General features: G+C 66.6%; 19 protein-coding genes. 6 read left to right on the top strand and 13 right to left on the bottom strand.

Features of this window, described 5'->3' with window-relative positions; genetic code table 11:
- Window positions 1-12: 12 nt before the first annotated feature.
- The 8 genes from ACFWF1_RS33165 to ACFWF1_RS33130 all read right to left on the bottom strand — a co-directional run bounded on the left by ACFWF1_RS33165 (window position 13) and on the right by ACFWF1_RS33130 (window position 10,014).
- The gene (locus ACFWF1_RS33165) at window positions 13-642 is read right to left on the bottom strand and encodes a TetR/AcrR family transcriptional regulator (RefSeq protein ID WP_379290579.1); all 630 of its coding nucleotides are present in this window, start codon (window positions 640-642) and stop codon (window positions 13-15) included.
- A gap of 77 nt (window positions 643-719) precedes the next feature.
- On the bottom strand, window positions 720-1,856 hold the full coding sequence (locus tag ACFWF1_RS33160) for a diguanylate cyclase domain-containing protein (RefSeq protein WP_379290581.1): 1,137 nt from the start codon (window positions 1,854-1,856) through the stop codon (window positions 720-722).
- 183 nt (window positions 1,857-2,039) lie between these two features.
- Complete coding sequence (locus ACFWF1_RS33155) at window positions 2,040-3,275, bottom strand: alkane 1-monooxygenase (protein WP_379290583.1); 1,236 nt, start codon at window positions 3,273-3,275, stop codon at window positions 2,040-2,042.
- 257 nt (window positions 3,276-3,532) lie between these two features.
- Entirely contained in the window at window positions 3,533-4,072 is a 540-nt protein-coding gene (locus ACFWF1_RS33150; protein WP_379290584.1) for a DUF779 domain-containing protein, read from the bottom strand.
- 37 nt (window positions 4,073-4,109) lie between these two features.
- Window positions 4,110-5,633 carry an aldehyde dehydrogenase gene (gene adh / locus ACFWF1_RS33145; protein WP_379290585.1) on the bottom strand — a complete coding sequence of 508 codons (1,524 nt, stop codon included), beginning with the start codon at window positions 5,631-5,633 and terminating at the stop codon, window positions 4,110-4,112.
- An 81-nt stretch (window positions 5,634-5,714) separates the two neighbouring features.
- Entirely contained in the window at window positions 5,715-6,992 is a 1,278-nt protein-coding gene (locus tag ACFWF1_RS33140) for a transcriptional regulator (RefSeq protein ID WP_379290586.1), read from the bottom strand.
- A gap of 144 nt (window positions 6,993-7,136) precedes the next feature.
- Window positions 7,137-8,249 carry a TerD family protein gene (locus tag ACFWF1_RS33135; RefSeq protein WP_379290588.1) on the bottom strand — a complete coding sequence of 371 codons (1,113 nt, stop codon included), beginning with the start codon at window positions 8,247-8,249 and terminating at the stop codon, window positions 7,137-7,139.
- Window positions 8,250-8,391: 142 nt separating this feature from the next.
- Window positions 8,392-10,014: an acyl-CoA synthetase gene (locus tag ACFWF1_RS33130; RefSeq protein WP_379290590.1), complete on the bottom strand. Its 1,623-nt coding sequence runs from the start codon at window positions 10,012-10,014 to the stop codon at window positions 8,392-8,394.
- A gap of 125 nt (window positions 10,015-10,139) precedes the next feature.
- Between ACFWF1_RS33130 and ACFWF1_RS33125 the strand changes: the two genes are divergently transcribed.
- Entirely contained in the window at window positions 10,140-10,565 is a 426-nt protein-coding gene (locus ACFWF1_RS33125) for a nitroreductase family deazaflavin-dependent oxidoreductase (RefSeq protein ID WP_379290592.1), read from the top strand.
- Window positions 10,566-10,569: 4 nt separating this feature from the next.
- Here ACFWF1_RS33125 and ACFWF1_RS33120 read toward each other — a convergent pair whose 3' ends face one another.
- Window positions 10,570-10,884, bottom strand: a complete 315-nt coding sequence (locus tag ACFWF1_RS33120) for a hypothetical protein (RefSeq protein ID WP_379290594.1) — start codon at window positions 10,882-10,884, stop codon at window positions 10,570-10,572.
- Window positions 10,885-11,080: 196 nt separating this feature from the next.
- Between ACFWF1_RS33120 and ACFWF1_RS33115 the strand changes: the two genes are divergently transcribed.
- From ACFWF1_RS33115 to ACFWF1_RS33100, 4 genes are all read left to right on the top strand, one after another.
- A complete protein-coding gene (locus tag ACFWF1_RS33115; RefSeq protein ID WP_379290596.1) occupies window positions 11,081-11,935 on the top strand; it encodes a tryptophan 2,3-dioxygenase in 855 nt (284 codons plus the stop codon).
- Between the two features lie 4 nt (window positions 11,936-11,939).
- On the top strand, window positions 11,940-13,175 hold the full coding sequence (locus ACFWF1_RS33110) for a kynureninase (protein WP_379290598.1): 1,236 nt from the start codon (window positions 11,940-11,942) through the stop codon (window positions 13,173-13,175).
- Window positions 13,156-14,028 (top strand): PaaX family transcriptional regulator C-terminal domain-containing protein, encoded by an 873-nt coding sequence (locus ACFWF1_RS33105; RefSeq protein ID WP_379290599.1) that lies wholly within the window; start codon window positions 13,156-13,158, stop codon window positions 14,026-14,028. Before ACFWF1_RS33110 ends, ACFWF1_RS33105 begins: the two co-directional genes overlap by 20 nt.
- A 131-nt stretch (window positions 14,029-14,159) precedes the next feature.
- Window positions 14,160-20,426, top strand: coding sequence for an amino acid adenylation domain-containing protein (locus tag ACFWF1_RS33100; RefSeq protein ID WP_379290601.1), 6,267 nt, complete (start codon window positions 14,160-14,162; stop codon window positions 20,424-20,426).
- On the opposite strand, the gene ACFWF1_RS33095 is transcribed toward ACFWF1_RS33100, so the two are convergent.
- From ACFWF1_RS33095 to ACFWF1_RS33080, 4 genes are all read right to left on the bottom strand, one after another.
- Window positions 20,373-21,638 carry a lipase family protein gene (locus tag ACFWF1_RS33095; protein WP_379290603.1) on the bottom strand — a complete coding sequence of 422 codons (1,266 nt, stop codon included), beginning with the start codon at window positions 21,636-21,638 and terminating at the stop codon, window positions 20,373-20,375. The genes ACFWF1_RS33100 and ACFWF1_RS33095 overlap by 54 nt on opposite strands.
- Window positions 21,639-21,928: 290 nt before the next feature.
- Window positions 21,929-22,816 (bottom strand): biotin-dependent carboxyltransferase family protein, encoded by an 888-nt coding sequence (locus ACFWF1_RS33090; RefSeq protein WP_379290605.1) that lies wholly within the window; start codon window positions 22,814-22,816, stop codon window positions 21,929-21,931.
- A complete protein-coding gene (locus tag ACFWF1_RS33085) occupies window positions 22,813-23,463 on the bottom strand; it encodes an allophanate hydrolase subunit 1 (RefSeq protein ID WP_379290606.1) in 651 nt (216 codons plus the stop codon). The genes ACFWF1_RS33090 and ACFWF1_RS33085 overlap by 4 nt, the downstream gene beginning before the upstream one ends.
- A gap of 10 nt (window positions 23,464-23,473) precedes the next feature.
- Window positions 23,474-24,751 (bottom strand): MFS transporter, encoded by a 1,278-nt coding sequence (locus ACFWF1_RS33080; RefSeq protein WP_379290608.1) that lies wholly within the window; start codon window positions 24,749-24,751, stop codon window positions 23,474-23,476.
- 158 nt (window positions 24,752-24,909) lie between these two features.
- Between ACFWF1_RS33080 and ACFWF1_RS33075 the strand changes: the two genes are divergently transcribed.
- Window positions 24,910-25,617: a GntR family transcriptional regulator gene (locus ACFWF1_RS33075; RefSeq protein ID WP_379290609.1), complete on the top strand. Its 708-nt coding sequence runs from the start codon at window positions 24,910-24,912 to the stop codon at window positions 25,615-25,617.
- Window positions 25,618-25,666: the final 49 nt, after the last annotated feature.

Here is a 25,666-nt window from a genome sequence, read left to right as displayed (position 1 = left end):
CTCCGGTGTTGATCACGATTGCTTACGGGTGGCGAATTCGAAGAGATCGGCCAGTTCACGGGCGCAGGCGGCGGCGTCGAAGTCGGGATCGTCCGCGGCGCGGGCGACGGCGGCGTCCCGGGCGGACCGAATGGCCAGCGCCATGATCGCGGGATCGAAGGACCGGAATTCCCCGGCCCGCTGCCCTTCTCGGAGCCACGCCTCTTGGCCGCGGGCGATCTCATCGACCTTCTCGATCAGGCCCAGCGTGTGTGGGTCGTCCGGCCTGGCATTGGCGACGATGCTGGCGAGCGCCCGCTGATGGGTGGGGTACTCGTCGGGCAAGGCGAGGTTGGCGGCGAAGTACGCGCGCAACGGGGCCAGGTAACCGGCCTCGCGGTCGAGCTTGGACACCACGAATTCGGTGTTCACCCGCACGATTTCGTCGGCTACCTCGCGAATCAGGTCGTTCTTGCCGCGAAAGTGGTACGAGATCATGCCGGTGCTGCTCAGCCCGGCCTGCTGCGCGATTTTCGCGAACGAGGCGTTGGGCAAGCCGTGCTCGGCGATGACGTCGATCGCGGCCGCCACGATCTGCGCGCGCCGAGCCGCCTCGGTGAAGGTACGGCCCGATTGCTTATCCGAGCCACTGTTTGCTTGCATGAGCAAAACTGTAGCTCGTCTTGCTCAGGTGAGCAAGGATTGATTCAGGTGAGCAACATCCAGTACGTGCGTGCCGGTTATGTCCGTATCGAAGACCGAACCTGTGCCGGGCCGACAGGCTCAGGGAGCACGTTGTCCGGCTCGGCGATCACGACGGTGTTGCCGCCCAACTGTTTTGCTTGATACATGGCCGAATCCGCGCGGCGAAACAACTGACTCGGCACAGTGCCCCCCGCGCCGGCCCCCACGGATTCACCCACCGCGGCCCCGACGCTCACGGTGATCGCGATCGGCAGATCGGACATCGTCTCGACCGCGCGCCGGGCCCGCTCGGCCACGGCACCGACGACCTCATCACCCAGGAAGCCCACGATCGCGAATTCCTCACCGCCCGTACGCGCGACGACAGCGCCGGGCAGAGCTGTGGACCGCAGGCATTCGGCCGTCCGCACCAGCACCTCGTCGCCGAAAGGGTGACCGAAGGTGTCGTTGACGGATTTGAACCGATCCAGATCGAGCGTCACGACGTACACGTCGCCGCGGCCGCAGGATCCGACGAATCGCGAGAGGTACGAGTCGAGGCCGCGCCGATTCAGCAGCGTGGTAAGCGGATCCGACAGCGCATCCAGCCGCAGTAGCCAGTGACAGAACTGGACGATGGGGAGCACCACCCCGATCACCACGAAATTGCACACCACCACCCCGGCGCCGAGGGCGAGATCTCCGGTCCCACGTCCGGCATGCGGCAAGCCGATCACCATCATGCTCGCCAGCACCACATTCGCCAGCAGTGACCAGCCGATGTGCACGGCCAAAACCCGCGGACCGTGGAAGATCGTCACATATCCCCCGGTCGTCACCAGCAGCACGACGCCCTGGAGACCGAAGAGCCGGTCCCGGACCAGCACATTGTTGGCGGCGATAGCGACATCGATCGCCGCGACCCAGGCGAGCGACTCCAGCTCCCCCGGCCACGGCAACGTCCACCAACGCAACGCCCACACCCCGGCGAGCACGGTCGCGGCGGCGGCCTGCAACTGTCCCACCAGCCCGGTCTGTCCCACCTGTGACACCACGGCCAGCACCGTGATCACGGCCATCCCGAAGCCCCCGCAGCCGACCATGAACTTCAGCGGGCGCAGCGCCGAATGGGATTCGAGCGTCTGAAGCAGCCAGCGATAATCGACCCGGTCGTTCCACCACGTTCGAACCATGGGTTGGATAACGGCCATCGAGTTACCGCCTTATGTCGGCAAACGGTCACCTGTCGTCATAGATGCTGATGAGCATAAGCGTCACAGCCTGTTGGATGCACTAGTTACTTCTAGGCAACAGGCCCCTGCGGCGCTGTTACCCGTCACAGTTGGCCGCTAAGGGTTTCTGTAGACCCTCACGTCTTATCCCGGCACGAGGCCGTCTACGGCCGGCTCGACCGTCCCAGCCGGACGCTCGAGCTGTCGCCCGCCGACCCCACAGGCCTGGTTCAGTTCACTTCGTCCATGGGCCGCCAGGATCTTGGCTCGTTTACTGGGCTGGATATTGGCCTTGGTGATATCGCCGTCGTAGTGCGCGAGCACCCGCGGATCCATCACGCGCCGCCAGAGCGGCGGAACCGCCGCGCACAGGACCATGGCGATGTATCCGGCCGGAAGCCGTGGCGCCTCTTCGGAATTGCGCAGCGTCTGATACCGACGTCCGGTATTGATGTGGTGATCGCTGTGCCGCTGCACATTGAAGATGAAGAGGTTGGTGACCAGCCAGTCGCAGTCCCAACTGTCCTTGGGCGAGAAGCGCGCCCATGAACCGTTGGGCTTGCGCTCACGCAGCAGTCCATAATGCTCGATGTAGCCGATCGTCTTGAGCAACCCCATACCGAGCACTGCTTGCAGTAATAGGTACGGCAAAATGTGCCAGCCGAATACGGTGAGCAGTCCACCGAACAGCACCACGGTAATCGACCATCCCTGCAGGATTTGGTTGTGAATACTCCACCACCCGTGGCCTTTCCGGCGTAACCGCACCCCTTCCAGCTCGATCGCGGCCCGGAAAGCGCTGACCAGATAGCGTGGCAGGAATTCCCAGAGCGACTCACCGTACCGCGCACTCGAATGATCGCCGGGTGTGGCCACCCAGACGTGATGTCCGCGATTGTGTTCGACGGTGAAGTGGCCGTAACCCGACTGTGCCAGGGCGATTTTCGACAGCCACCGCTCCAGTTTCTCGACCCGATGCCCCAATTCGTGGGCGGCGTTGATACCGATGAAGCTCACAAAGCCCACCGTCACCGCCAGGCCTAATTTGTCCACCACACTCAACTCGTGACCGGACCACATGGCACATGCGACGACCAGGCCGATCAGCTGGACCGGCAGGAACAGGAACGTGCACCACCGGTAGTACCGGTCGTGCGACAGCACCTCATATTCCTCGTCGCGCAGATTATTGCCGTCCTCCCCCACCATCCAATCCAACACCGGGATAACGACGAACACGATGATCGGACCGCTCCACCAGAAGACCGGAGAGCCCGTGCGCAACACCAGTTGGGAGGGCAGCAGCGCGGTCGCCGGTGCGATGAAACCTAAAATCCATAGGTGACGCTTGGGATCTGGTGACACCAAACGTTTGCCCATTATTCGCATGTCTGCCCTTGGATGCGACTCGAAGCTATTTCGGATGGCCGAAGCATAGGACGAGACCGCGAATGCTGCCGTTCAAAACCTTTCAGTTAAGCGCTACTAAAAGCGATCAAGGGAATTTACTGGTCGGTAGTCACCGTGGCTTAAATCGACCATCAACGGCGCACCGAGGATGCCTCAGCCGGGAAGCCCCTTCGTGTGACGCCTGGGGGTTTGCTACGGCCTGTGTCGCGGCGGACTCCCCGCCAGCCTCAGCGCGCGGTGGGTGGCGCGGGCACTGGGCAGGCGTCCACCGCCTCCGCCACCACCTGCGCGGAATCCGGGACCGGCGGACGGACACCCTCGGCGTACTCGGTCCCCACCACGGGGGGCGCGGATTCGAGTGATTCGTTCTCCACGGTGGTGAATGCTCTTGCCCTGCTGAGGAATCGCCAGCCCTCGGGCGCTTCGAGGCTGAATCCGCCGCCGCGACCGGGCACCACGTCGATGACGAGTTGCGTGTGTTTCCAAACCTGGAACTGCGATCCGGAGATCCACACCGGCACGGCGTCGAGGTCGGCGGACGGCAGACTCGCAGGCACCTCTCCCACCGCGAGGCGCAGATCGAGGATACCGAGCAGGATGTCACGATCGCCGACGATGAACTCCCCCAACGGATAACACATCGGCGACGACCCGTCGCAGCACCCGCCGGACTGGTGCATCATCAGCGCACCGTGCACGTCGCGGAGGCGGCGCAACAGCGCCGCCGCCCCCACGGTCGCGACCAACCGGGGCGGGGCGACACTCACCGTGCCGCCCGTTCCCGCTTCGCCATAGTGCTCGGCATCAGAAGAATCCCATGGCTTTCGGCGCGTAGCTCACCAGCAGGTTCTTGGTCTGCTGGTAGTGGTCGAGCATCATCTTGTGATTTTCCCTGCCGATGCCGGACTGCTTGTATCCGCCGAACGCCGCGTGCGCCGGGTACTGGTGGTAGGTGTTGGTCCACACCCGCCCGGCCTGGATGTCGCGGCCCGCGCGATACGCCGTGCCGCCGTCCCGGGACCACACGCCCGCGCCGAGGCCGTACAGGGTGTCGTTGGCGATCGAAATGGCGTCGTCGTAATCGGTGAACGAGGTCACCGAGACCACCGGGCCGAAGATCTCCTCCTGGAAGATCCGCATCGCGTTGCGGCCGGTGAAGATGGTCGGCTGCACGTAGTAGCCGCCGTTCAGGTCGCCGCCGAGCATCGCGCGCTCGCCGCCGGTCACCAGCTGTGCGCCCTCACCCTTACCGATCTCGATGTAGGACAACACCTTTTCCAGCTGATCGTTGGACGCCTGCGCGCCGATCATCGTCTCCGAGTCGAGCGGATCGCCTTGGCGCACCGCCTTGGTCCGCAATGCGGCCAGGTCGAGGAACCGGTCGAAGATGTCGGCCTGGATCAGCGAACGCGACGGGCAGGTGCACACCTCGCCCTGGTTGAGCGCGAACATGGTGAAGCCTTCCAGGGCCTTGTCCAGGAAGTCGTCGTCGGCGCTCATCACATCGGAGAAGAAGATGTTCGGGCTCTTGCCGCCCAGTTCGAGGGTCACCGGGATCAGGTTCTGCGACGCGTACTGCATGATCAGCCGGCCGGTGGTGGTCTCGCCGGTGAACGCGATCTTCGCGATCCGGTTGCTCGACGCCAGCGGCTTGCCCGCCTCGACGCCGAAACCGTTGACGATGTTGACCACGCCGGGCGGCAGCAGGTCGCCGATGATGCTCCACAGGAACAGGATCGAGGCGGGTGTCTGCTCGGCGGGCTTCAGGATCACCGCGTTGCCCGCGGCCAGCGCGGGCGCCAGCTTCCAGGTGGCCATCAGGATCGGGAAGTTCCACGGAATGATCTGCCCGACAACGCCGAGCGGCTCGTGGAAGTGGTAGGCCACGGTGTCGCTGTCGATCTCCGACAGCGAACCCTCTTGCGCGCGAATGGCTCCGGCGAAGTAGCGGAAGTGGTCGACGGCGAGCGGAATGTCGGCGGCCAGGGCCTCGCGGATCGGCTTGCCGTTGTCCCATACCTCGGCGACGGCGATCGCCTCGAGGTTCTCCTCGATCCGGTCGGCGATCTTGTTCAGGATCACCGCGCGTTCGGCGGGCGAGGTCTTGCCCCAGGCCGGTGCGGCGGCGTGCGCGGCGTCGAGCGCGAGCTCGATGTCCTCCGCGGTGGAACGCGCGATCTCGCAGAATGTTTCACCGGTGACCGGGGTCGGGTTCTCGAAGTACTGGCCCTTGACCGGCGCAACCCACTGGCCGCCGATCCAGTTGTCGTAGCGTGACTGGAAGCTCGTCGGGGACTCCGGCGAACCAGGACGTGCGTATACGGTCATCGAATCTCCTAGCGTTCACGGCGGCACTCACTGTGACCCACGACACTATGACGCCAACGTTGCATCAACGTTGGGAACGGATCACAGACCGCCGAACTCCCGATCCAACATGCCGATCTGCGCCGCCACTTGGGCATACAGCGACGAATCCCGGTCGAGCGAGGCCAGATAGGCCGACCACGCGCCGCGGTCCTCGCGTCCGTCGACCGACGAGATCCACCAGCCGAGGATCGCCGGGTCCCGGGAGGTGAGGACGGCCGCGCGCATCCGTGCCCGCAGCGATTCCCGGACCCGGCCGACGCCGGGTGCCCGTGAGGCAGGCAGCAATTGGCCGCGGTAGCGCGCCACCGCCGCGCCGATGTCGCCGCGGCGCAGACTGCGGCGCAACTCCCCGACATCCGAATCGAGTTCCGTCAGTAGCCGATAGGGCCGCGAGCCCAAAGCAGTGCCGCCGAGAATCCTGCGCAGGCGCGAGATTTCGGCGCGCACGGTGACGGCGTCGAGGTCTCGTTCATCCAGCAGTACCGCGATGTGCTCGGTCGCGAGTCCCTCGGGATGTTCCATCAGCAGCAGCAAGATCTCCGAGTGCCTGCGCGACAAGGCGATTCGCTCGTTGCCGAACAGGAGCGCGGGTTGTGCGCCCAGCAGCTCCACCCGCGGTGCCGTACGGGTCGACACCGGATGCGCCCGAAGTTCGGACTCCGCGACGGCAACCGTCGCCCTGATCAGCGACAGTACTTCCGGCGCGGCGACGCGCGGGCCGCCGGTGATATCGATCGCGCCGAGTATCCGGCCGGTCGCCGGATCGTGCACCGGCCCGGCCGCGCAGCTCCACGGGTGGACCAGCCTGCTGTAATGCTCGGCCCCGAAGATCTGCACGCAATGATCAAGTGCCAGTGCCGTTCCGGGGGCGTTGGTGCCGACGGCGGCTTCACTCCAGTCCGCGCCGTCGACGAAGTTCATGCCCGCCGCCCGGTCCTTGGCCGCCGAATCGCCCTCCACCCACAGCAATCGGCCGTGCGCATCGCTCATCGCGATCAACAGCCCGGTGTCCCTGGCATCTTCGACGAGCAGCGTCTGCACGACCGGGCGCACCGACGCCATCGGATGCGCGCGCCGATACCGCTCCAATTCGATTCCGGTCAGCGACGTCCGCCCGATCTGCCGATCCGGATCGATACCGTTCCCGCGACTGCGCACCCAGGACGCCTCGACCACCCGCCGCACCGACGCCGGCGCCTCACCCCGCTCGACAAACGATTCGTGCGCGGCCGACACATCCGTGCCCACCTGCTCGGCATCCTCGTCCGGGCGCAGCGCGACCCACGGATTCACCCGAATATCCGCACCGCCGGCCACGCCTTCCATCCTCCTCGGCAAATCCGCCCCGATCAATGCGCCGACCGGGGCCGACCTCGACGTTACCGACCGCGCGGGGACTATCGGCCCGTTCGACCGAACGCCGTCGCTTCAGCGCGCCGAACCGGCGGATGACGACTGAGATCAGAGGTATGGAGCGACCTGTCCGGCCGCCTCGACCGGATGCCCTGCCTGGATCGGGGCACCGACGGTGTGGAACTTCCAGATGTCGGCCTCGCGTTGCACTTTCGCCACAACCATGCCGGTGTGCCTGCCGCCGACCCGCAGGTTGCCGCCGGTCAGTTCGACGTTCGTCTTGCCGTCGACCAGACGCCAGAACGCGTTTCGGACTCGTTCGAAGGTGTGTCCCGCGTAGGAGGTCACGACGAAGACGACGGTCGATGCCTCAGGTGACAGCAGGGTGAGGTCGACGTCGATCATCTCGTTGTCACCGTTGCCCGAACCGGTGAGATTGTCGCCTTGATGACGGACCGAGCCATCTCGGGAGGACAATTGACCGTAGAAAGCGGCGTCCATGAGTTGGTCGCCGGAAAAAACCAGTGCCGATGCGTCGAGGTCGATATCGACCTCGCGCAGTCCGAATCGACCCGGCGCACGGACCGGGTCCCAGCCCAATGCCATTTTCACATGCGACAATTCGGCACCGCCCGGTTTACGCAGCGCCATTTCCGTGGGCGCACCGAGCAGGCTCGCATTATGCGGGGCGGGCTGACGCACCAGCGGTTTCGGGGTGTGCCCCACCGCGACGCCGTGTGCGGTTACCAGGGTTGCGAACCCGCTGTGGTAGCCGTGCCCGAGGGGGCGGAGCAGCCAGTCGAGGCCCGACCGATCCAAGTCCACGGCGACGACCGTCGACTCGGGGCCGAGGTCGGTAACCATGTAGTCGCACAATCGGTTTCCGTCGGCGTCATCGATGCACAGGTCAGGGGCGGCGTAATTGCCCAGGCCGTCCTGCTGGTCATCGAGCGCGACGACGATCCGGATGTGTTGGATCTCGGCAGACATCGCGCGCAGATCCAGCGCCAATGCGCTCGGCCGACCTTCCTCGCCGGGCAGCAGTCGGACACCCTCACCGAGCGGCTGGTTGTAGAAGACCAGATCCGCGTCCGCCCGCACCATGCCGTCCGCGGTGAGCAACAGTGCGGACAGATCGACGGCCGCGCTGTGCCGGACCGAAACAACGATGTGCTCGGCTTCGAGCACAATTACCTGCCCCCGAGCCAGTTGCACGGTCATTCATCACACACTACAAAAACAATCGCCGAATACTTGGAACGGCACGCGTCTATTACTGCGGTTGAATAACGTATTCAGCTGGGCGGCGATGAATTAATTACCGGAGACGCCGCCCCTACGCCGAAAGCCACAGTTTCAGGGGTCAGCGCGGTGACCGCACCTCCTCGGGATGCTCAGCGACGTGCTTCTTGGCCGCCGGATAGTTGGCTTTACCGCTCGGTTGCCGCATCACCTCGTCGACGATCCAATAGCGCCGCGGCACCTTGTAGCCCGCGATCTTGGTGCGCACGTGCGCGTCCAGTTCCGCCAGATCGAGCCGAATCCCCTTGCGCGGCGCGACAACTGCCGCCACCGACGCACCGAACCGCTCGTCCGCGACACCGACCACCAGCGCGTCGAACACCTCGGGTGCCGACTTCAGCGCACCCTCGACCTCCTCCGGATAGACCTTCTCGCCGCCGGTATTGATGCATTCCGAGCCACGTCCGAGCAGGGTGACGGTGCCGTCCTCCTCATAGCGGGCGTAGTCGCCGGGCACGACGTATCGGGTGCCGTCGATCTCGATGAAGATCGTCTCGGTCTTCGCCGGGTCCTTGTAGTAGCCGATCGGCACGTGACCCCGGCGCGCGATCCGGCCGACCGCGCCCGGCGTCGGCTCGAGCAGCGCGCCGTCCTCATCGATCAGCGCGGCCTGGGCGTTGAACTTCACCCGCGGCCCCTGCGTGTGATCGGAGTCCTTGGTGACCACCCCGAGTCCGGTGCCGCCGCTCTCCGAGGAGCCGATCACGTCGGTGATGAACAGGTTCGGGAACAGCTCGAGGTACTGCTGCTTGAGCGAATGCGAGAACAGGGCCGCGTTGCTGCTCAACGCCCACAGCGCGGACACGTCGTACGGACGCTCGCGGTAGGCGTCGAACAACGGCCGCGCCATCGCGTCGCCGGCCACGGCGAGCACATTGACCTTGTGTCGCTCGACGGCCCGCCATACCTCGTGCGCGTCGAACTGCGGCACGAAAACCACTGTGCCGCCGGAGTTCAGCGCGATGAACGACGCCCACTGGGCCGCGCCGTGGATCAGCGGCGGCAGCGGCGCCATGACGATGCCGGCGGGTCCGGACTTCGCACCGTCGGCCAGTTCCCACTCGTCGGCGACGTACTCGCCGGTGACGTGGTTGATGCCGCCGCCGAGGGTGCGCCACACGTCCTCGTGCCGCCACATCACGCCCTTCGGGAAGCCGGTGGTGCCGCCGGTGTACAGCAGGTAGAGGTCGTCGGAGCTGCGCTCGGGGAAGTCGCGCACCGGCGCTTCGTTCGCCAGCGCCGCCTCGTACTCGGTGCCGCCGTAGCGGCGGAAGTCCCGATCGGAGCCGTCCTCGACGACGATGACCTCGGTGAGCAACGGAGTGTGCGGCAGCACCTCGGCGACGACGTCGGAGTAGGCGCGTTCGTGGATCAGCGCCTTCAGGTCCGCGTTGTCCGCGATGTAGCGGACCTCGTCGGCGACGTAGCGGTAGTTCACGCAGACCACCGCCGCCCGCAGTTTGTAGGCCGCGAACATCGCCTCCAGCGCCTGGATGGAGTTACGCGAGTACACCCCGACGTGATCACCTTTTCCGATGCCGCGCGAGGCGAGGTGATGCGCGAGCTGATTCGCGCGTTCGTCCAACTCGCGATAGGTGACCTGGCGGTCCCCGCAGATGACGGCGATGCGGTCGGGCACCGCGTCCACCGCGTGCTCGAGAAGGTCTGCGACGTTGAAAGCCATGACAGTAAAACTAGAACTGGTTCTAGTTAGGGGCAATGGCACTTGCCCGGACAGGCCAAGGTTGGCAGCTTCCTGTCACGATTGGCCCGAACGCCGCCTTCCGAAGATCGACATAAGCTGGTGCCATGTCGATTCAGAACCAGCTCCAGCGAATCTTTGTGGGCCTCAACGCATCCCTCTATCGGGTCAGCGGCGGAAAACTCGGCGGCAAGATGGGGCAGGCGCCGATCCTGTTGCTCAACACCGTCGGCCGCAAGTCCGGCCAACGACGCACCTCACCATTGCTGTATCGCCAGGACGGTGACCGCTACCTGATCGCAGGGTCGCATCGCGGTGCCGCGACGCACCCCGCGTGGGTACTGAACCTGCGCGCGAACCCCGACGCGGAAGTCGAGATCGGCAAGCGGACCATCGCGGTCACCGCCACCGAGCTCCCCGCCACCGAACGCGACGCCGCCTGGGCCGAGCTGGACGCCATGTACGCCGGCTACGCGGACTACCGCGGCAAGACCGACCGAACCATTCCCATTTTCGCCCTCACCACCCGCTGAGCCGTCACGCCCTGGTCAGTACGGCCTCGCCGACCCGAGTCGATGATGTCGCGCCGGCGAGTATGCCCAGCTCGGCCGCCCGCACGCCGAGCTGGAAACGCGTCGCGACGCCGAGGCGTGTCATCACCTCCGCGACGTATCTACGGTAGGTGCGCAGCGACACCGAAAGTCTGCGCGCCGCAGCCTCATCCTTCAATCCCGCGCTCATGGCAGTGACGACGGCGACCGTCAACGCATCGAAGGTGCGGTCGCCTCGGACGGCCGGTGGCACGTCCGATGGCGGGCGATCCGGGTCCGGCAATTCCTGACGGTCGAGCATGTCCCCTCCATGACGTCGCGCTTTCTCGAATCAAGGAGATACACCGACACGGTCGACCATGGGCAGGCGAATCCCGGTCAGCAGACGCGGTCGAGCCCCGATGCGACAGTTGCCCAACTATGACACCTGCCTGGCGTTCGTCACGATAGTGTCATACGGTGGAGTGAAGGCAGCACCCTAGCGTTAGGGATATGGCATGACCGTCGAGCACAACACCCGCGCACTCGAACACGACATCGTCACCGACTTCAGCTCGCGTCTGAGCTATGGCGGCTATCTCGACCTGGACACGCTGCTCAGCGCGCAGCATCCGGTGAGCAGGCCGCAGCATCACGACGAGTTGCTGTTCATCATCCAGCACCAGACCACCGAGCTCTGGCTCAAACTGGTGCTGCACGAAACCCGGGCGGCGCGGGCGGCATTCGAGGCCGACGACATCGGCGTCGCGCTCAAATGCATTGCGCGCGTGAAACATATCCAGAAGACGCTCACCGAGCAGTGGTCGGTGCTCGCGACCCTGACGCCCACCGAGTACGCCCAGTTCCGCGAGGTTCTCGGGAACTCTTCGGGTTTCCAGTCCTATCAGTACCGTGCCGTGGAATTCATCCTCGGCAACAAGAATGCCTCGATGCTGCGGGTCTTCGAAGCGGATCCCGTCGCGCACAAAGAGTTACACACGCTGCTGCACGAGCCGAGTCTCTATGACGCGTTCTGGCAGCACGCCGCCCGGATCGGACTCGACGTGCCGCGCTCGACGCTGGATCGGGACGTGACCCAGGCCTACGTCCTCGATCCGGACCTACTCCCCCTGGTGAAGTCCATTTACGAAGCACCGCAAGAGCATTGGTCGATCTACGAGACGTTCGAAGAGCTGGTCGACCTGGAGGAGAACTTCCAGCTGTGGCGGTTCCGGCACCTGCGCACCGTGCTGCGCACCATCGGCACGAAGCGCGGCACCGGCGGGTCCAGCGGGGTCGGCTTCCTGCAGCGCGCGCTCGACCTCACCTTCTTCCCCGAACTGTTCGCGGTACGCACGGAGATCGGACGCTGACGACATGACCACCGCACCGCTCGACTTCGCCACGCGCGCAAAGGCTCTCGACGAATCCGACCCGCTGCGCGACTACCCGGGCCGCTTCCTCGGCAGCGACGACCCCGAGATCGTCGCCTACCTCGACGGCAACTCGCTCGGCCGCCCCACCCGGGCGACCGCCGAGCGGCTCGCCGCCTTCGTCACCGACGCGTGGGGCGGCCGGCTCATCCGCGGCTGGGACGAACAGTGGTTCGACCTGCCGTTGACGATCGGCGAGCGGATCGGCGCGTCGATCCTCGGCGCCGCGGCCGGCCAGACCACGATCGGCGACTCGACCACCGTACTGCTGTACAAGATCGCCCGCGGCGCCCTCGCGCTGCGGCCGGGGCGCACCGAGATCGTGCTGGACCGGGACAACTTCCCCACCGACCGCTACCTGCTGGAAGCGATCGCCACCGAGCTCGGGCTGACGCTGCGGTGGATCGAACCGGAGTTCACCGGCGGTGTCACCGCGCAGGACGTGGCCGAGGCCGTCTCCGAACGCACCGCGCTGGTGGTGCTCAGCCACGTCGCCTATCGGTCCGGGTATCTGCTCGACGCGCCCGCCATCGCCGCCGTCACCCACGACGCCGGTGCACTGCTGCTGCTCGACCTGTGCCATTCGGCGGGCGCGGTGGAGATCGAACTCGACTCCTGGGCAGTCGATTTCGCGGTCGGCTGCACCTACAAGTATCTCAACGGCGGTCCCGGCGCGCCCGCGTTCGGCTATGTGCGCGCCGAGCACATCGCCGAGTTCACCCAGCCGATCTGGGGCTGGATGGGGCGGGAGAGCCCGTTCGAGATGGCACAGGGATATCTTCCGGCGCAGGGGATCCGGCGGGTCATCAGCGGAACGCCCGCGATCATCGGCATGCTCCCGATCCAGGACACCCTCGCGCTGATCGAGGAGGCCGGCATGGCGGCCGTGCGCGCGAAGTCGGTCGCGCTCACCGAATTCGCGCTCGAACTGGTGCGAACCTGGTTGCTTCCGCTCGGCGTTGCGGTATCGTCGCCCACCGACCCGGCCCGCCGTGGTGGCCATGTGACGATCGACCACCCCCAGTTCAAGGAGATCACCGCGCGACTCTGGCAACGCGGCGTCATCCCCGATTTCCGTCCGCCGCAGGGCATTCGGATCGGCCTGAGCCCACTCAGTACCACCTACGCCGAGGTGCTCGCCGGGGTGGCGGCGATCCGCGATGAACTCACCCCGCGCTGACCTCGCGGGGGCTGTCCTCGACGACATCGACTCGCGGCCGGGCAGCGCGACCTCGCTCGCCCGGACCGTGCTCGGGGCCTATGTCCGCGACCTGGGTGGCTGGATCGCCATCGCCGACTTCAGCGCACTGCTGGCCGGGCTCGGGGTGCCGGAGCAGAGCACCAGGACGGCGGTCACCCGGCTGAAGGGCAAAGGGGTGCTCGGGGCCGAATCCCGCGGCGGGCGCAGCGGATACCGCATCACCGACGCCGCGGAGGCGATGTACTCGCGCGGTGACCCGCGCATCTTCGGCTTCCGGCAGATGGGCGATGACGAGGCCTGGCATCTGATCTCGTTCGGCATCCCCGAATCCCAGCGCGCCGCACGACATCAGCTGCGCCGTCGACTGTCCTCGATCGGCTGCGGCACCGTTTCCGCGGGCCTGTGGATCTGCCCGGAGTATCTGGCGGCGGAGGCGTCCGCGATCGTCTCGGCGCTGGAGCTCGACGAGTACGTGACATCTTTTCGCGCAACCGAACTCACGGTGCCCGATACGCTGCGCGCGGCGGCGGCGCAATGGTGGGATCTGCCCGCCCTCGCCGATCGGCACCGGGCGTTCCTCGAACACCATCGCGACATTCTCGTCCTGGAAAGCCTCACCGGTAGACAGGCCTTCGAGCGTTTCGTGCCGCTGCTCGACGAGTGGCGCATCATTCCCTATCTCGATCCCGGTCTCCCCGAGGAGATGCTGCCCGCCGACTGGCCCGGACTGGACAGTGTGCGGCTGTTCGCCGACGCGCAACGGCGTTGCCTGGAACCGAGCCGCCGGTGGGTGCGGTCGAGCGTCGGGGACGCATCGATAAACGTCGGATGATGATCCTCTGAATTCGAAATCTCTTGGCAGCCAATGCCGTAAAGTGTGGCTCCGCGCCGAGCGACTGGGCTGAGCACGGGCGCGAGCGGTTGACTTCTCACCTTTATCACTTCACATGGCGGGACCAGAGCTTGACCAGTGGTATTCAGCGGACCCCCTCGTCTGCTCGTCGCGCGCGTTCCCGCCGGACCTCGGCGACGCACTCACCCACGCTCGCCGCGCTGCTCGCCGCGGCGGTGGAGCGCAATCCCGACGGCGTCGCGGCGGTATGCGGCGACCGCTCGATCACCTACCGCCAACTCGATGCGCGGTCCGCGCAATTGGCGCGAACCCTGCTGTCGATGGGGGTCGGTCCGGAGACCATGGTGGTGGTGGCGCTGCCGCGGTCGATCGACTCGGTGCTCGCGGTGTGGGCCGTCGTGAAGACGGGTGCCGCGTTCGTGCCGATCGATCCGGGCTTGCCGCGCAAGCGCATCCAGTTCCAGGTCGCCGACTGTGCCGCCGAAATCGGGTTGACCACCAGCGAATACGCGCCCGTGCTGCCTGCCGATGTGCGCTGGCTGGCGATCGATGATCCCGAGTTCGTCGCGCTGACTTCGGCAGCGTCGGCCAACCCCATCTCCTATCTCGACCGTCCCGCGCTGCTGCGTATTTCGAATGTGGCGTACCTGATCTACACCTCCGGTTCGACCGGTCGCCCGAAGGGTGTCGCGGTCACCCACGCCGGGCTCGCCGCGTTCTGTGCCGAGCAGATCGCCCGGTACACGCTCACTCCGGCCGCGCGCACGCTGCATTTCGCGTCACCGAGCTTCGATGCCTCGGTGCTCGAGCTGCTGCTGGCCATCGGCTCGGCCGCCACCATGGTGATCGCGCCGCCGACGGTCTACGGCGGGGCCGAGCTGGCGAGTGTCATTGCGCGACACGAGATCAGCCACGCATTCATGACGCCGTCGGCGCTGGCCTCGCTCGAACCGACCGGGCTCGACCTGCTGCGGGTGGTGGTCGTCGGAGGCGAAACCTGTCCCGCGCCGCTGGTTCGCCGCTGGGCGGCGCCCGGTCGCCGATTCTTCAACGGTTACGGACCGACCGAGACCACCATCATGGTGGCGATCAGTTCACCGCTGTCACCGGATCTTCCGGTGACCATCGGATCGGCGCTGGCGGGGATGAACTGCCGGGTGCTCGACAAGCGGCTGCGTCCGGTCGGCCTCGGCACCGCAGGTGAGCTGTACGTCTCCGGTCCCGGCCTGGCTCGCGGCTACCACGCGCGATCCGGTCTGACGGCGCAGCGTTTTCTGGCCGACCCGCACGGTGCGCCCGGCACCCGGATGTATCGCACGGGTGACATCGTCCGCCGCGGCTCCGATGGTGACCTCGAATACCTGGGCCGCACCGACGATCAAGTCAAGGTCCGCGGTTTCCGGATCGAGCTCGGTGAGATCGAATCGGTGCTGGCGCAGCAACCGAAGGTGCGCTCGGCGGTCGCCGTCGACCGTAAGACCCCGGCCGGTGAGACGGCGCTCGCGGCCTACGTCCAGCCCGAGCCTGGCGGCACGCTCGACGTCGCCGAGTTGGCGAACGCGTTGGCCCGTCAGCTGCCTCAGTACATGTTGCCCACGACGATCACCGTGATCGACCGGATTCCACTGACTCCCACCGGAAAAGCCGATCGAGCGGCATTGCGTATCCGCGCGGTCGATCAACTCGCCTGCCGGTCGCTGTCCGGCCCCGGCGAGCAGTTGATCGCCGAGGTGTTCGCTCGGGTGCTGGGTCAGCGACAGCTGGGCGCGGATTCCGATTTCTTTGCCTCGGGCGGCAATTCACTGCTCGCCACTCAGGTGGCCGCGCGGCTCAGCGAGACGTGGCAGGCGCAGATCCCGACGCGGCTGCTGTTCGATCATCCGACTGTCGCCGCGTTGGCGAAGGCAATTCAGGCGCAGCGGTTCGACAAGGGCCGACCGGCGCTGCTGGCCCGGTCCCGGCCGGAGCGGGTACCGTTGTCGCCCTCGCAACTCCGGTTCTGGCTGCGCAATCAGTTCGACCCGGAGTCGTCGGTGGACAATATCGGCTTCGCCTTGAACATGTCCGGTGATCTCGATATCGAGGTGCTGCGTGCGGCCTTCGCCGACACCGTCGCGCGTCACGAGATTCTGCGCACTATGTATCCTGCCGACGCCACCGGCCCGCGTCAGCAAGCGCTCGAAACAACAAGTGTTGTTGCCGATTTCGCCGTCGAGGAGATGACGGAGGCCGCCCCCGACGCGGTGGCCGAACGCATCCGCGCCATCCTGTGGCGCGGGTTCGACGTGTCGGCCGAAGTGCCGCTGCGGGTTCGGCTGCTGCGCACGCCCGGCGAATACGTGCTGGTGTGCGCGGTGCACCATATCTGCGCCGACGGATCCTCGCTGGCGCCGCTGGCCCGCGATATCGCCGTCGCCTACACCGCACGCGCTGCGGGCACCGCCCCGGCGTGGCGACCGCTGGACATCCAGTACGCCGACTACGCCCTCTGGCAGCAGGAACTGCTCGGCTCCCGCGACGACCCGGATTCGATACTGTCCCAGCAGCTTTCCTACTGGACCACGGAACTGGCCGGGCTCCCGGACGAACTCGACCTGCCGACCGATCGACCGCGACCGAGCACCGCGTCGTTGCGCGGCGCGGCGACTCAGCGGCCGGTACCCGCCACGCTGCACCGCGAATTGCTCGCCGTCGCGCGCGAGCACAAGGCGACGCTGTTCATGGTGATGCGAACGGCGCTGGCAGTCCTGCTTTCCCGGTTGTCCGGGAGTACCGACGTCGCCATCGGGGTGCCGATGACCAATCGCGCCGAGGCCGCCCTCGACGACCTCGTCGGTATGTTCGTCAATACGACGGTGTCGCGGACGCGGATCGACCTCGGCGAGAGTTTCACCGCGCTGCTCGATCGGACGCGGGACCGGGATCTGGTGAACTTCGCCCATTCCGAGGTGCCGTTCGAGCATGTCGTCGACGCGGTCAACCCGGTGCGGTCGCCGGGGCGGCATCCGCTGTATCAGGTCGGTTTCGCGTTCCAGAACTTCGGCAAGGCCACCCTCGAACTGCCCGGACTAACGTTCTCCGGGTTGGACATCGATACGCGAACCGCGAAGACGGATCTGCATATCGCGGTGGTGGACGAGCACAGCGCCGACGGCACGCCGGGCCGGATCATCATCCGATTCAGCTACGCCACCGACCTTTTCGATGAGCCGACGGTGCTGCGTTTCCTCGACGCCTATATCCGGGTGCTGCATCAGGTCGCCACCGATCCGGTCGGCGCGGTCGGGGACATCGATATGGTGCACCCGCAGGAGCGGCGGCGGATCGAGTCCTGGTCTGCCGGTGCTGACCACGCGGTCGCGTCCGAAACCCTCGGCGCGGCACTGCAACGCAACGCCGCGGCAACACCGGATGCCATCGCCTTGGTCTTCGGAGCAGAGACGCTGACCTACGCGCAGTTGCGGGACAGGTGTAACCGGTTGGCGCGGTGGCTGATCGGTCAGGGCGTCGGACCGGAGACCGTTGTCGCGGTAGCCATGCGCCGGTCCGTCGATCAGGTCGTCGCGCTGTGTGCGGTTGCCGAGTCGGGCGGCGCGTGGGTTCCCATCGATCCGGACCATCCGGCCGAACGAATCGGCTACGTACTGGATTCCGCAGCACCGCAGTGCGTGTTGACCACTACCGGCGACGCGTTCACGGTTACCGCCGCGCATGCTGTCGACACCCTCGATCTGACGCAGCTGGACCCCGCACCCGTGCGCGAGGACGAGCGCAGCATGCTGCTGCGTGGCGACCACCCTGCTTACGTCATCTACACCTCGGGCTCGACCGGCCGCCCGAAAGGTGTTGTGGTCAGCCACGAAGCGATCGTCAATCAGCTCGACTGGATGCGACACCGGTACGGCGTCGATGCCGCCGACACCTATCTGCAGAAGACACCGGCGACCTTCGATGTGTCGCTGTGGGGATACTTCCTGCCGCTGCGCGCGGGTGCGCGGATGGTGCTCGCGGGACCGGACGAGCATCGCGATCCGGTGGCGCTGTGCGGGCTGATCGCGCGGCATCGGGTCACGCTCACCGATTTCGTGCCCACCATGCTGACGACGTTCGCCGGTCATGCCACCGCCGCCGAAGTGTCTTCGCTGCGCGCCGTTTTCGTCATCGGCGAGGCGCTCGCGCCGGAGACCGCGCGCGCGTTCGCGGCAATCAGCTCCGCCGAGGTGCACAACCTGTACGGCCCGACGGAGGCCGCGGTCAGCATCACCGAGCACCGCTTCGACCCGGCCGATCCGGCGCCCACAGTGCCGATCGGTGTGCCGGAATGGAATTCGCGGGCCTTCGTCCTCGACGCCCGGCTGCGGCCGGTGCCGGTCGGCGCGGTGGGTGAACTGTATTTGGCCGGAATCCAACTCGCGCGCGGCTATCACGGCGCACTCGGGCTTACCGCCGGACGCTTCGTCGCGAATCCGGCCGAGCGCGGTGCGCGAATGTATCGGACCGGCGATCTGGTCCGCTGGAACGCACGCGGGACACTGGAGTACCTCGGGCGCAGCGACTTCCAGGTGAAGGTGCGCGGGCACCGCATCGAGCTCGGCGATATCGAAACCGCGCTGCTCGCCGATCCCGCGGTCGCGCAGGCGGCGGTCGCGGTGAAACCGTCCGAGGCCGGTGACCGTCTCGTCGGTTACGTCGTCGCGGCTTCCGACGCCGCGGTCGACCCGAATACATTGCGACAGTCGATATCTCGCATGCTGCCCGCCTACATGGTGCCGTCCGCCGTGCTGTTCCTCGACGCGTTGCCGGTCAATACCAGCGGCAAGCTGGACCGGGCGGCCCTCCCCCAGCCGGTGTTCGCTTCGCGCAGCGGCATCGCCCCGTCGACAGTGCTCGAGATAGCCATCGCCGACGTATTCGCCGAAGTCCTCGACGTATCCCCCATCGGCGTGACCGACGACTTCTTCGAGCTCGGCGGTTCCTCGCTGATGGCTTTCACTCTGCATCAACGACTTTCGGCACGACTCGGCCTCGACGTGCCGATGTCGGCGCTGCTCGGCACGCCCACGGTGCGCGGCCTCGCCGCACATCTCACCGGCACGGCGGAGCAGGCCCCGGCGGTGTCCCCGGCGGAGGACGCCGCACTCGACCGCGATATCGATGGCAGCGGTTGCCTGCCCGTGTACTGCGGGCCACGGCGGGAGGTGCTGCTGACCGGTGCGACCGGCTTCCTCGGCGCCCACCTGCTGCGAGAACTGTTGGAGCGCACCGACGCACAGGTCAGATGTCTGGTCCGGGCCGACACCGCCGAGCAAGGCGCCGACCGGATCCGCCAGGCCCTGCACCGCTATCAGCTGTGGAACGACGCTGCCGCGGCGCGGATCGTCGCTGTCCCAGGGGATCTCGCCGCACCACGACTCGGTCTGTCCGACACCGATTACGACCAGCTCGCCGACAGCGTCGACGTCATCCTGCACAACGGTGCCCGCGTCAATCACATCGACCCGTACGCACGACTGCGCACCGCCAACGTCGAAGGCACCCGAGAGGTACTCCGGCTCGCGACCACCCGGCGGCTCAAGCCGGTGCACTTCGTCTCCACCCTCGGCACCACCGTCCCCACCACGGTGGCACCGGGCGTCATCGAAGAGAACGTCCGGCTCGAAGCCGACCTGCTGCCCGGCAACGGCTACGTCGCGTCCAAGTGGGCCGCCGAGGAACTGGTCCGGCAGGCGGGCGAACGCGGCATCCCGATCGGCATCTATCGCCCCGGAACCATCTGCGGCGACCCGAAAGTCGGCCGGAACAGCGCCGACGACTCGTTCTGGAACATGATCCGCGCCGCCGCGATCCTCGGTCTGGCGCCGGACGTCGGCGACGCGACCATCTCCCTCATCCCGGTGACCTACGTGGCCCGCGCCATCGTCGAACTCGCTACCCGGCCGCAGTCGGAATCCGTGTACCACCTGATCAACAAGACCCCGGTACCGGTTGCCGACATCTTCACCCGCCTGCGCTACCACGGACTTCCGGTAACCATCGCCCCGCTGGATACCGTCCGCGCCGCCCTCGCCGAGGAATCGCACCGCCGCAACACCATCGGCGACGACTCCCTCGTCCGTGCCGCCCTGCTGAGCACCAACTACCTCGGCCTCGCCGACCTCGACTGGAGCGACACCCACACCCGAACAGTATTGGCCGACACCGGCATCGACTGCCCACCGATCACCGAGGCCGCCCTCGACGCCTACATCAGAGAGTTCATCACTTCCGGCTTCTTACCGTCCGGACCTACTCCCGGCGCGGTACTACGCCCCAGCGAGACGAGCTCAGCAGGTGGTCGGGCCGGGGTCGGCACCGGCGAGGACGGCGGTCAGCCATAGCACCGACGGTTCATAGCCGACCAGTTCAGCCGAAATATGCTCTGACGCAGGGACTCTGAAGAAGCGCAGGTTCGCGCCCGCGGCGCAGTAGCGTTGGACAACCGGCTCGATCGCCGCGATCGGGATGATCGGGTCGGTCATGGAGTGCCACATCGCGACAGGGATGTCGGGGGTGTCGCCGTAGCCGAGACTGTCGCGGTGCAAGGCGGTTTGGATGCCGGGATCCAGGAATGCCTTCTTGTCTTTGAGATAGTTCTTCAATGGTCGCCACGCACCGGTGGCGGCCGCGGTGTAGAGGCAGCGGTGTTCGATGTCGCCGACCATGGTCATGCCGTCCGGGGTGAGGAACTTGTCGAGCGGGATCAAATCCGGGTATTCCCTGGATAATCCGATCAGCCAGATCCAGCCGACGAAATCGGCCTGTCCGGCGATACCGGGGCCCGCGTCCATGGCGAACATCGTCATCGCGTGTTTGTCGCCGGGCACGCCGCCCTGGGCGCTGCCCTTGATCGGTAGTTCGGGGGCATAGCCGCGGTGCAGTTCGGCCGCCCAGCCGGTGGCGCTGCCGCCGCCGGAGTATCCCCACAGCCCGACGGGCGAATCGGCCAAGCCCAAGTCCGCGCGCCGAGTAGCGCGGACGCCGTCGAGCACCATCCGGCCCTCGCTCGGTGCCAATGTCGTGTCGGTCTTGCCGTTGAAGTCGGGGACCGACACCGCCATCCCCTCGCCGAGAAACTGCAGCAGCAGCTGCGTTTCCTTCATCGTGCCGGCGCGCACGGTGTGCGAGGGGCTGCACGCCGGATCCAGGCCGTCGATCGCCTCCTGATACGAGATGACCGGGCGCGCACTCGGACCCAACCACGGAATACCCGGAATCATCACCGTGGTCGCCGTGACGATCGGCCGGTCTCGGCTGTCGGTACTGCGGTACAGGACCTGTTCGGTATGCACCGGCGGCCACGGCACGCCGAGCAGATAGCTGGTCACCACCCGCTTGCGGATCACGTCGCCGTTGGCGTAGCGGTCGAGATCGGCCGGATCGTCGAACCACCGGTCGTCCTTGGGCATCGGGACCGGAATGACCGAGTAGATGTCGGTTTCGCGGGGCAGCGGCGGCAGCTGGTTCTCGTCGGGCCGCACCGGCCAGGCGCCTGGGCCGGCATTCGGCGAATCCGGCCCAGCGGTGGCCGGGGCGGCGACCGCGAGTGACACAGCGAGCGTGCAACCTACTGCGAATATGGCAGGACAAACACGGATCACGAGCGGGGTACCTCTCGAGCGAAGCTGACATCGAAGCCAGAGGCCGCCGAGCACAGCGACCGCCAACCGGGACACCATCGAGCGCCCGACGGACCGAAAGAGGTCTCAGTCCACACGACAGTTCGCAGATGTGTCACTACGCAACCTGCCAAGGTTTACCAGTTACCACTGTGCAAACTGCATAAGCCTGGTCGGGTCACCGAAGCCGAGGTTGCTGCCCGAACCGGCCACGGCCGGGGTGATCAGCACTGTGCCGGGCGAAACCGCAGGTGCTGGCCCGGCCGCAACTGCGCGAGCAGGTCGACGTCGGCGGTGACGACGGTCCCGATCACCGGGTAACCGCCGGTGATCGGGTGATCGGCAAGGAACACCACTGGTTCGCCGCTCGGTTGCACCTGGATCGCGCCGAGCGGCATGCCCTCGGTCGGCAGCTCCTTGTCGTTGATCCGGCTCAGCGGCGGCTCGTCGCCGACACGGGCCAGCCGCACGCCGACCCGATCGGCCCGGTCGGTCATCGCCCAGGTGCCGGTGAACAGCGAGCGCGGATCGGTGAACCAGTCCTCCCGCGGCCCGAGCAGCACCCGCACGGTGACGACACCCGAGTGCATCGAAGGTACCGGCGCCACAGCGACATTCGGCCACGGGTACCCGTCCGCCGGTCCCACGCCGAGCTCCGTGCCCACGGTCAGCGGCTCCGGGCCGAGCCCGGCGAGGGTGTCCCTGCTGCGGGAGCCGAGCACCTCGTCGACGGCGATGCCGCCGCGCACTCCGACGTACGCGCGCAGCCCGGCGGCGGCCCGGCCGAGCTTCAGCCGCTGGCCGGTGCGCAAGGCGAGGACCGACGCGGTGGCCTCGGCGACGCCGTCCACGGTGATGGGTGCGTCCGCACCGGTCACCGCGAGCAGCACCGGCGCCTCGGCCACGAGTTCCAGTCCGCCGAGCAAGGTTTCGATGCCCGCGGCGTTCTCGGGATTGCCGACCAGTCGATTCGCCAGCTTCAGCGAACCGCGATCGGCCGCGCCGGAGACGCCGACGCCGACCGAGAACCAGCCGGGCCTGCCGAGGTCTTGGATGGTGCTCAACGGACCCGGGTCGAGCACCCGCAATATTGCACGATGCGTCGAACTCATCCCCTCGCCTCCTCGGTGAACCGGACCCTGGTGCCCGGGCGCAGCAGGGACGGTTCGGCGCGGTCCAGGTCCCACATCGGGACGTCGGTGGTGCCGATGAGCTGCCAGCCGCCGGGCGAACGCCGAGGATAGACGGCGCTGTACCCGTCGGCCAAGGCTACCGAGCCGGCGGGCACCGAGGTCCGCGATTCCGTTCGGCGCGGTACGGCCAGCCCGGATTCGGCGGACTCCAGATAGCCGAAGCCCGGCGCGAATCCGAGGAACGAGCACCGCCACACCGCCCCGGTGTGTGCGTCGATCACGGCGCGGACCGAGATACCCAACTGCGCCGCAACACTTTCCAGATCAGGCCCGTCATAGCGGACCGGGATGGTGCGCACCGCATCCGGCTCCGGCTCGGCCGAACCGATGCCCTGCGCATTCCGAAACAGTTGCCGCAGATGATCTTCGACCGCACGGGCGTCCGCCGTATCGGTCATGGTGACCAGGACCGTCTGCGCGGCGGGCAGCACATCGTGCACGCCCGCGGGCAATGCGCGCCGCAGCAGGTCGATGAACGCGACCAGGTCGGCGTGCTCGTCGGGCGCGACGAGCACCGACCGGTCCCCCGCGGGCAGTATCCGCAGCGGTGTGCTGATCGCGGACATCGACACTCCTTCAGGCTAATTCGCGGCCGCGGGTCTCCGGCAGGCCGAACAATGCGATCACCGCGAGGACATAACCGAACGCGCCGAACATCATGGCCCCGGCCAGCCCCAGCGTGGTGGAGGCCAAAAAGCCGACCACCGTGGGGAATATCGCGCCGACGCCGCGGCCGAAGTTGTAGGTGAAGCCCTGTCCGGTGCCGCGAGACGCGGTCGGATACAGCTCGGAGAGGAACGATCCGAAGCTGGAGAAGATTGCGGCGGTACAGAAACCGAGCGGGAAGCCGAGGATCAGCACCATGGTGTTCGCCCCCTCCGGCACCTGGATGTAGGCGACCATGAAGGCGACCGACAGCACGGCGAACAGCTGGATGGTGCGTTTGCGTCCGATCCGATCGGCGAGGATGCCGCCGGTGACGTACCCGAGGAACGCGCCGCCGATCAACATGAACAGATAACCGCCGGTACCAACGACATTCAGGTGCCGGCTCTTCTTCAGATAGGTCGGCAGCCAGGTGGCGAGCGTGTAGTAACCGCCCTGCACACCGGTGGCCAGCAGAGAGGCGAACAGTGTTGTCCGAACCAGGTCGCGCCGGAAGATCGACGCGAACGATCCGGCCCGCTTACCCGCCGATTCGCGCCGCTGCGTGACGGTTTCGGAGTCGGTCAGATTGCGGCGCACCCAGATGATCAGCAACGCGGGCAGCGCACCGGTCCAGAACAGCACCCGCCAGGCCAGATCCTCACTGACGAACTGGAAGACCAAGGTGTAGACCAAAACCGCCAGGCCCCAGCCGACCGCCCAGGCGCTCTGCACATAGGCGACCGTCCGCCCTCGGTACTTGGTTTGCGCGTATTCGGCGACCAGGATCGCGCCCGCCGCCCATTCACCGCCGAAGCCGAGTCCCTGGAAGGCCCGGAACACCAGCAGCGTCTCGAAGTTGGGCGCGAAGCCGCACAGCACCGTGAACAGCGTGTAGGTGGCGACGGTGAGCTGAAGGGTGCGCACCCGCCCGATCTTGTCGGCGAGCACGCCCGCCAGCGCGCCGCCGAGCGCCGACACCAGCAGCGTCACCGTGGTGAGCAGACCGGCCTTGCCCGAGCTGATCACGAAGTAGGACGAAATGGCGCCGAGCGCCAGCGGTAGAACCTGGAAATCGTAGGCATCCAAGCCGTATCCGCCGAACGCGCCGAGGAAGGCCTTCTTGCCTTTGGCACTCAGGGTGCGGAACCAGTCGAAGGGTGGTGATTTCTCGGCCGGATCCACCGGGAGGTCTGTGGAAAGGCTCATGGCTGCCTCGCAATGCTCGAGCTCAGGAGAGCGACGTACGTCACAGTAGCGTACGGATCGTTGAACGATTCTGCAATCCTAAAGTCGGATCGTCGGCTGGCAGTTCGATCCCTGAGCTATGCTCGAACGGCAAAGCCACTGGTCCACGGAGGTTTGGAATGACGACACCGGTAGATCGGCCCGATCCCGTCTACACGGCACTTTCCGAACACAAGGGTCTGCTTGCCCGATCCAGTCGCAGTTCGCAGACGGCCGACATCGTGCGCGCGAGCATCCTGGACGGGTCGCTGCGGCCGGGCACCCGGCTGTCGGAGCCGGATATCTGTGCGGCGCTAGGGGTTTCGCGTAACACCCTGCGGGAGGCGTTCCGTTCCTTGATCGAGGAACGCCTGGTTACCCATGAGCTCAACCGCGGCGCGTTCGTGCGCATCCCCACCTCCGACGATGTCGCGGAGCTCTACCAGTGCCGCCGAGTGGTCGAGGGTGCCGCGGTGCACGGATTCGACCGCGCCGGTCAGGAACCGACCGAGCTCGCCGCCGCCCTGGCACGCGCGGATGCCTGTGCCGCGGAACAGGATTGGACCGGCGTCGGCACGGCGGACATCGACTTCCACAAGGCGATCGCCGCACTCAATCGCAGCAGGCGGCTGGATCAGATGATGGCGAGCGTGTGGAACGAGCTGCGGCTGGTCTTCCACGTGATGGCCGACCCGCTGACCTTTCACGAGCCCTATCTGGCGCGTAATCACGAGATCTACGAGGCGATGATCGGCGAGCAGTCCGCCGCGGCGGAGAAGATGCTCGCGGACTATCTCGCCGACGCCGAATCCCATATCCGTGCCGCATACACCCAGATCGTCGCCTGACCCAGGTTTGTCGCAGGGTGAGCGCAACCGTGGCGACCCGGCCCGCCAC

It is taken from the genome of Nocardia sp. NPDC060255, from assembly GCF_042727395.1.
Classification (GTDB): Bacteria; Actinomycetota; Actinomycetes; order Mycobacteriales; family Mycobacteriaceae; genus Nocardia.
This window is presented reverse-complemented; position numbering and strand designations above follow the sequence as displayed.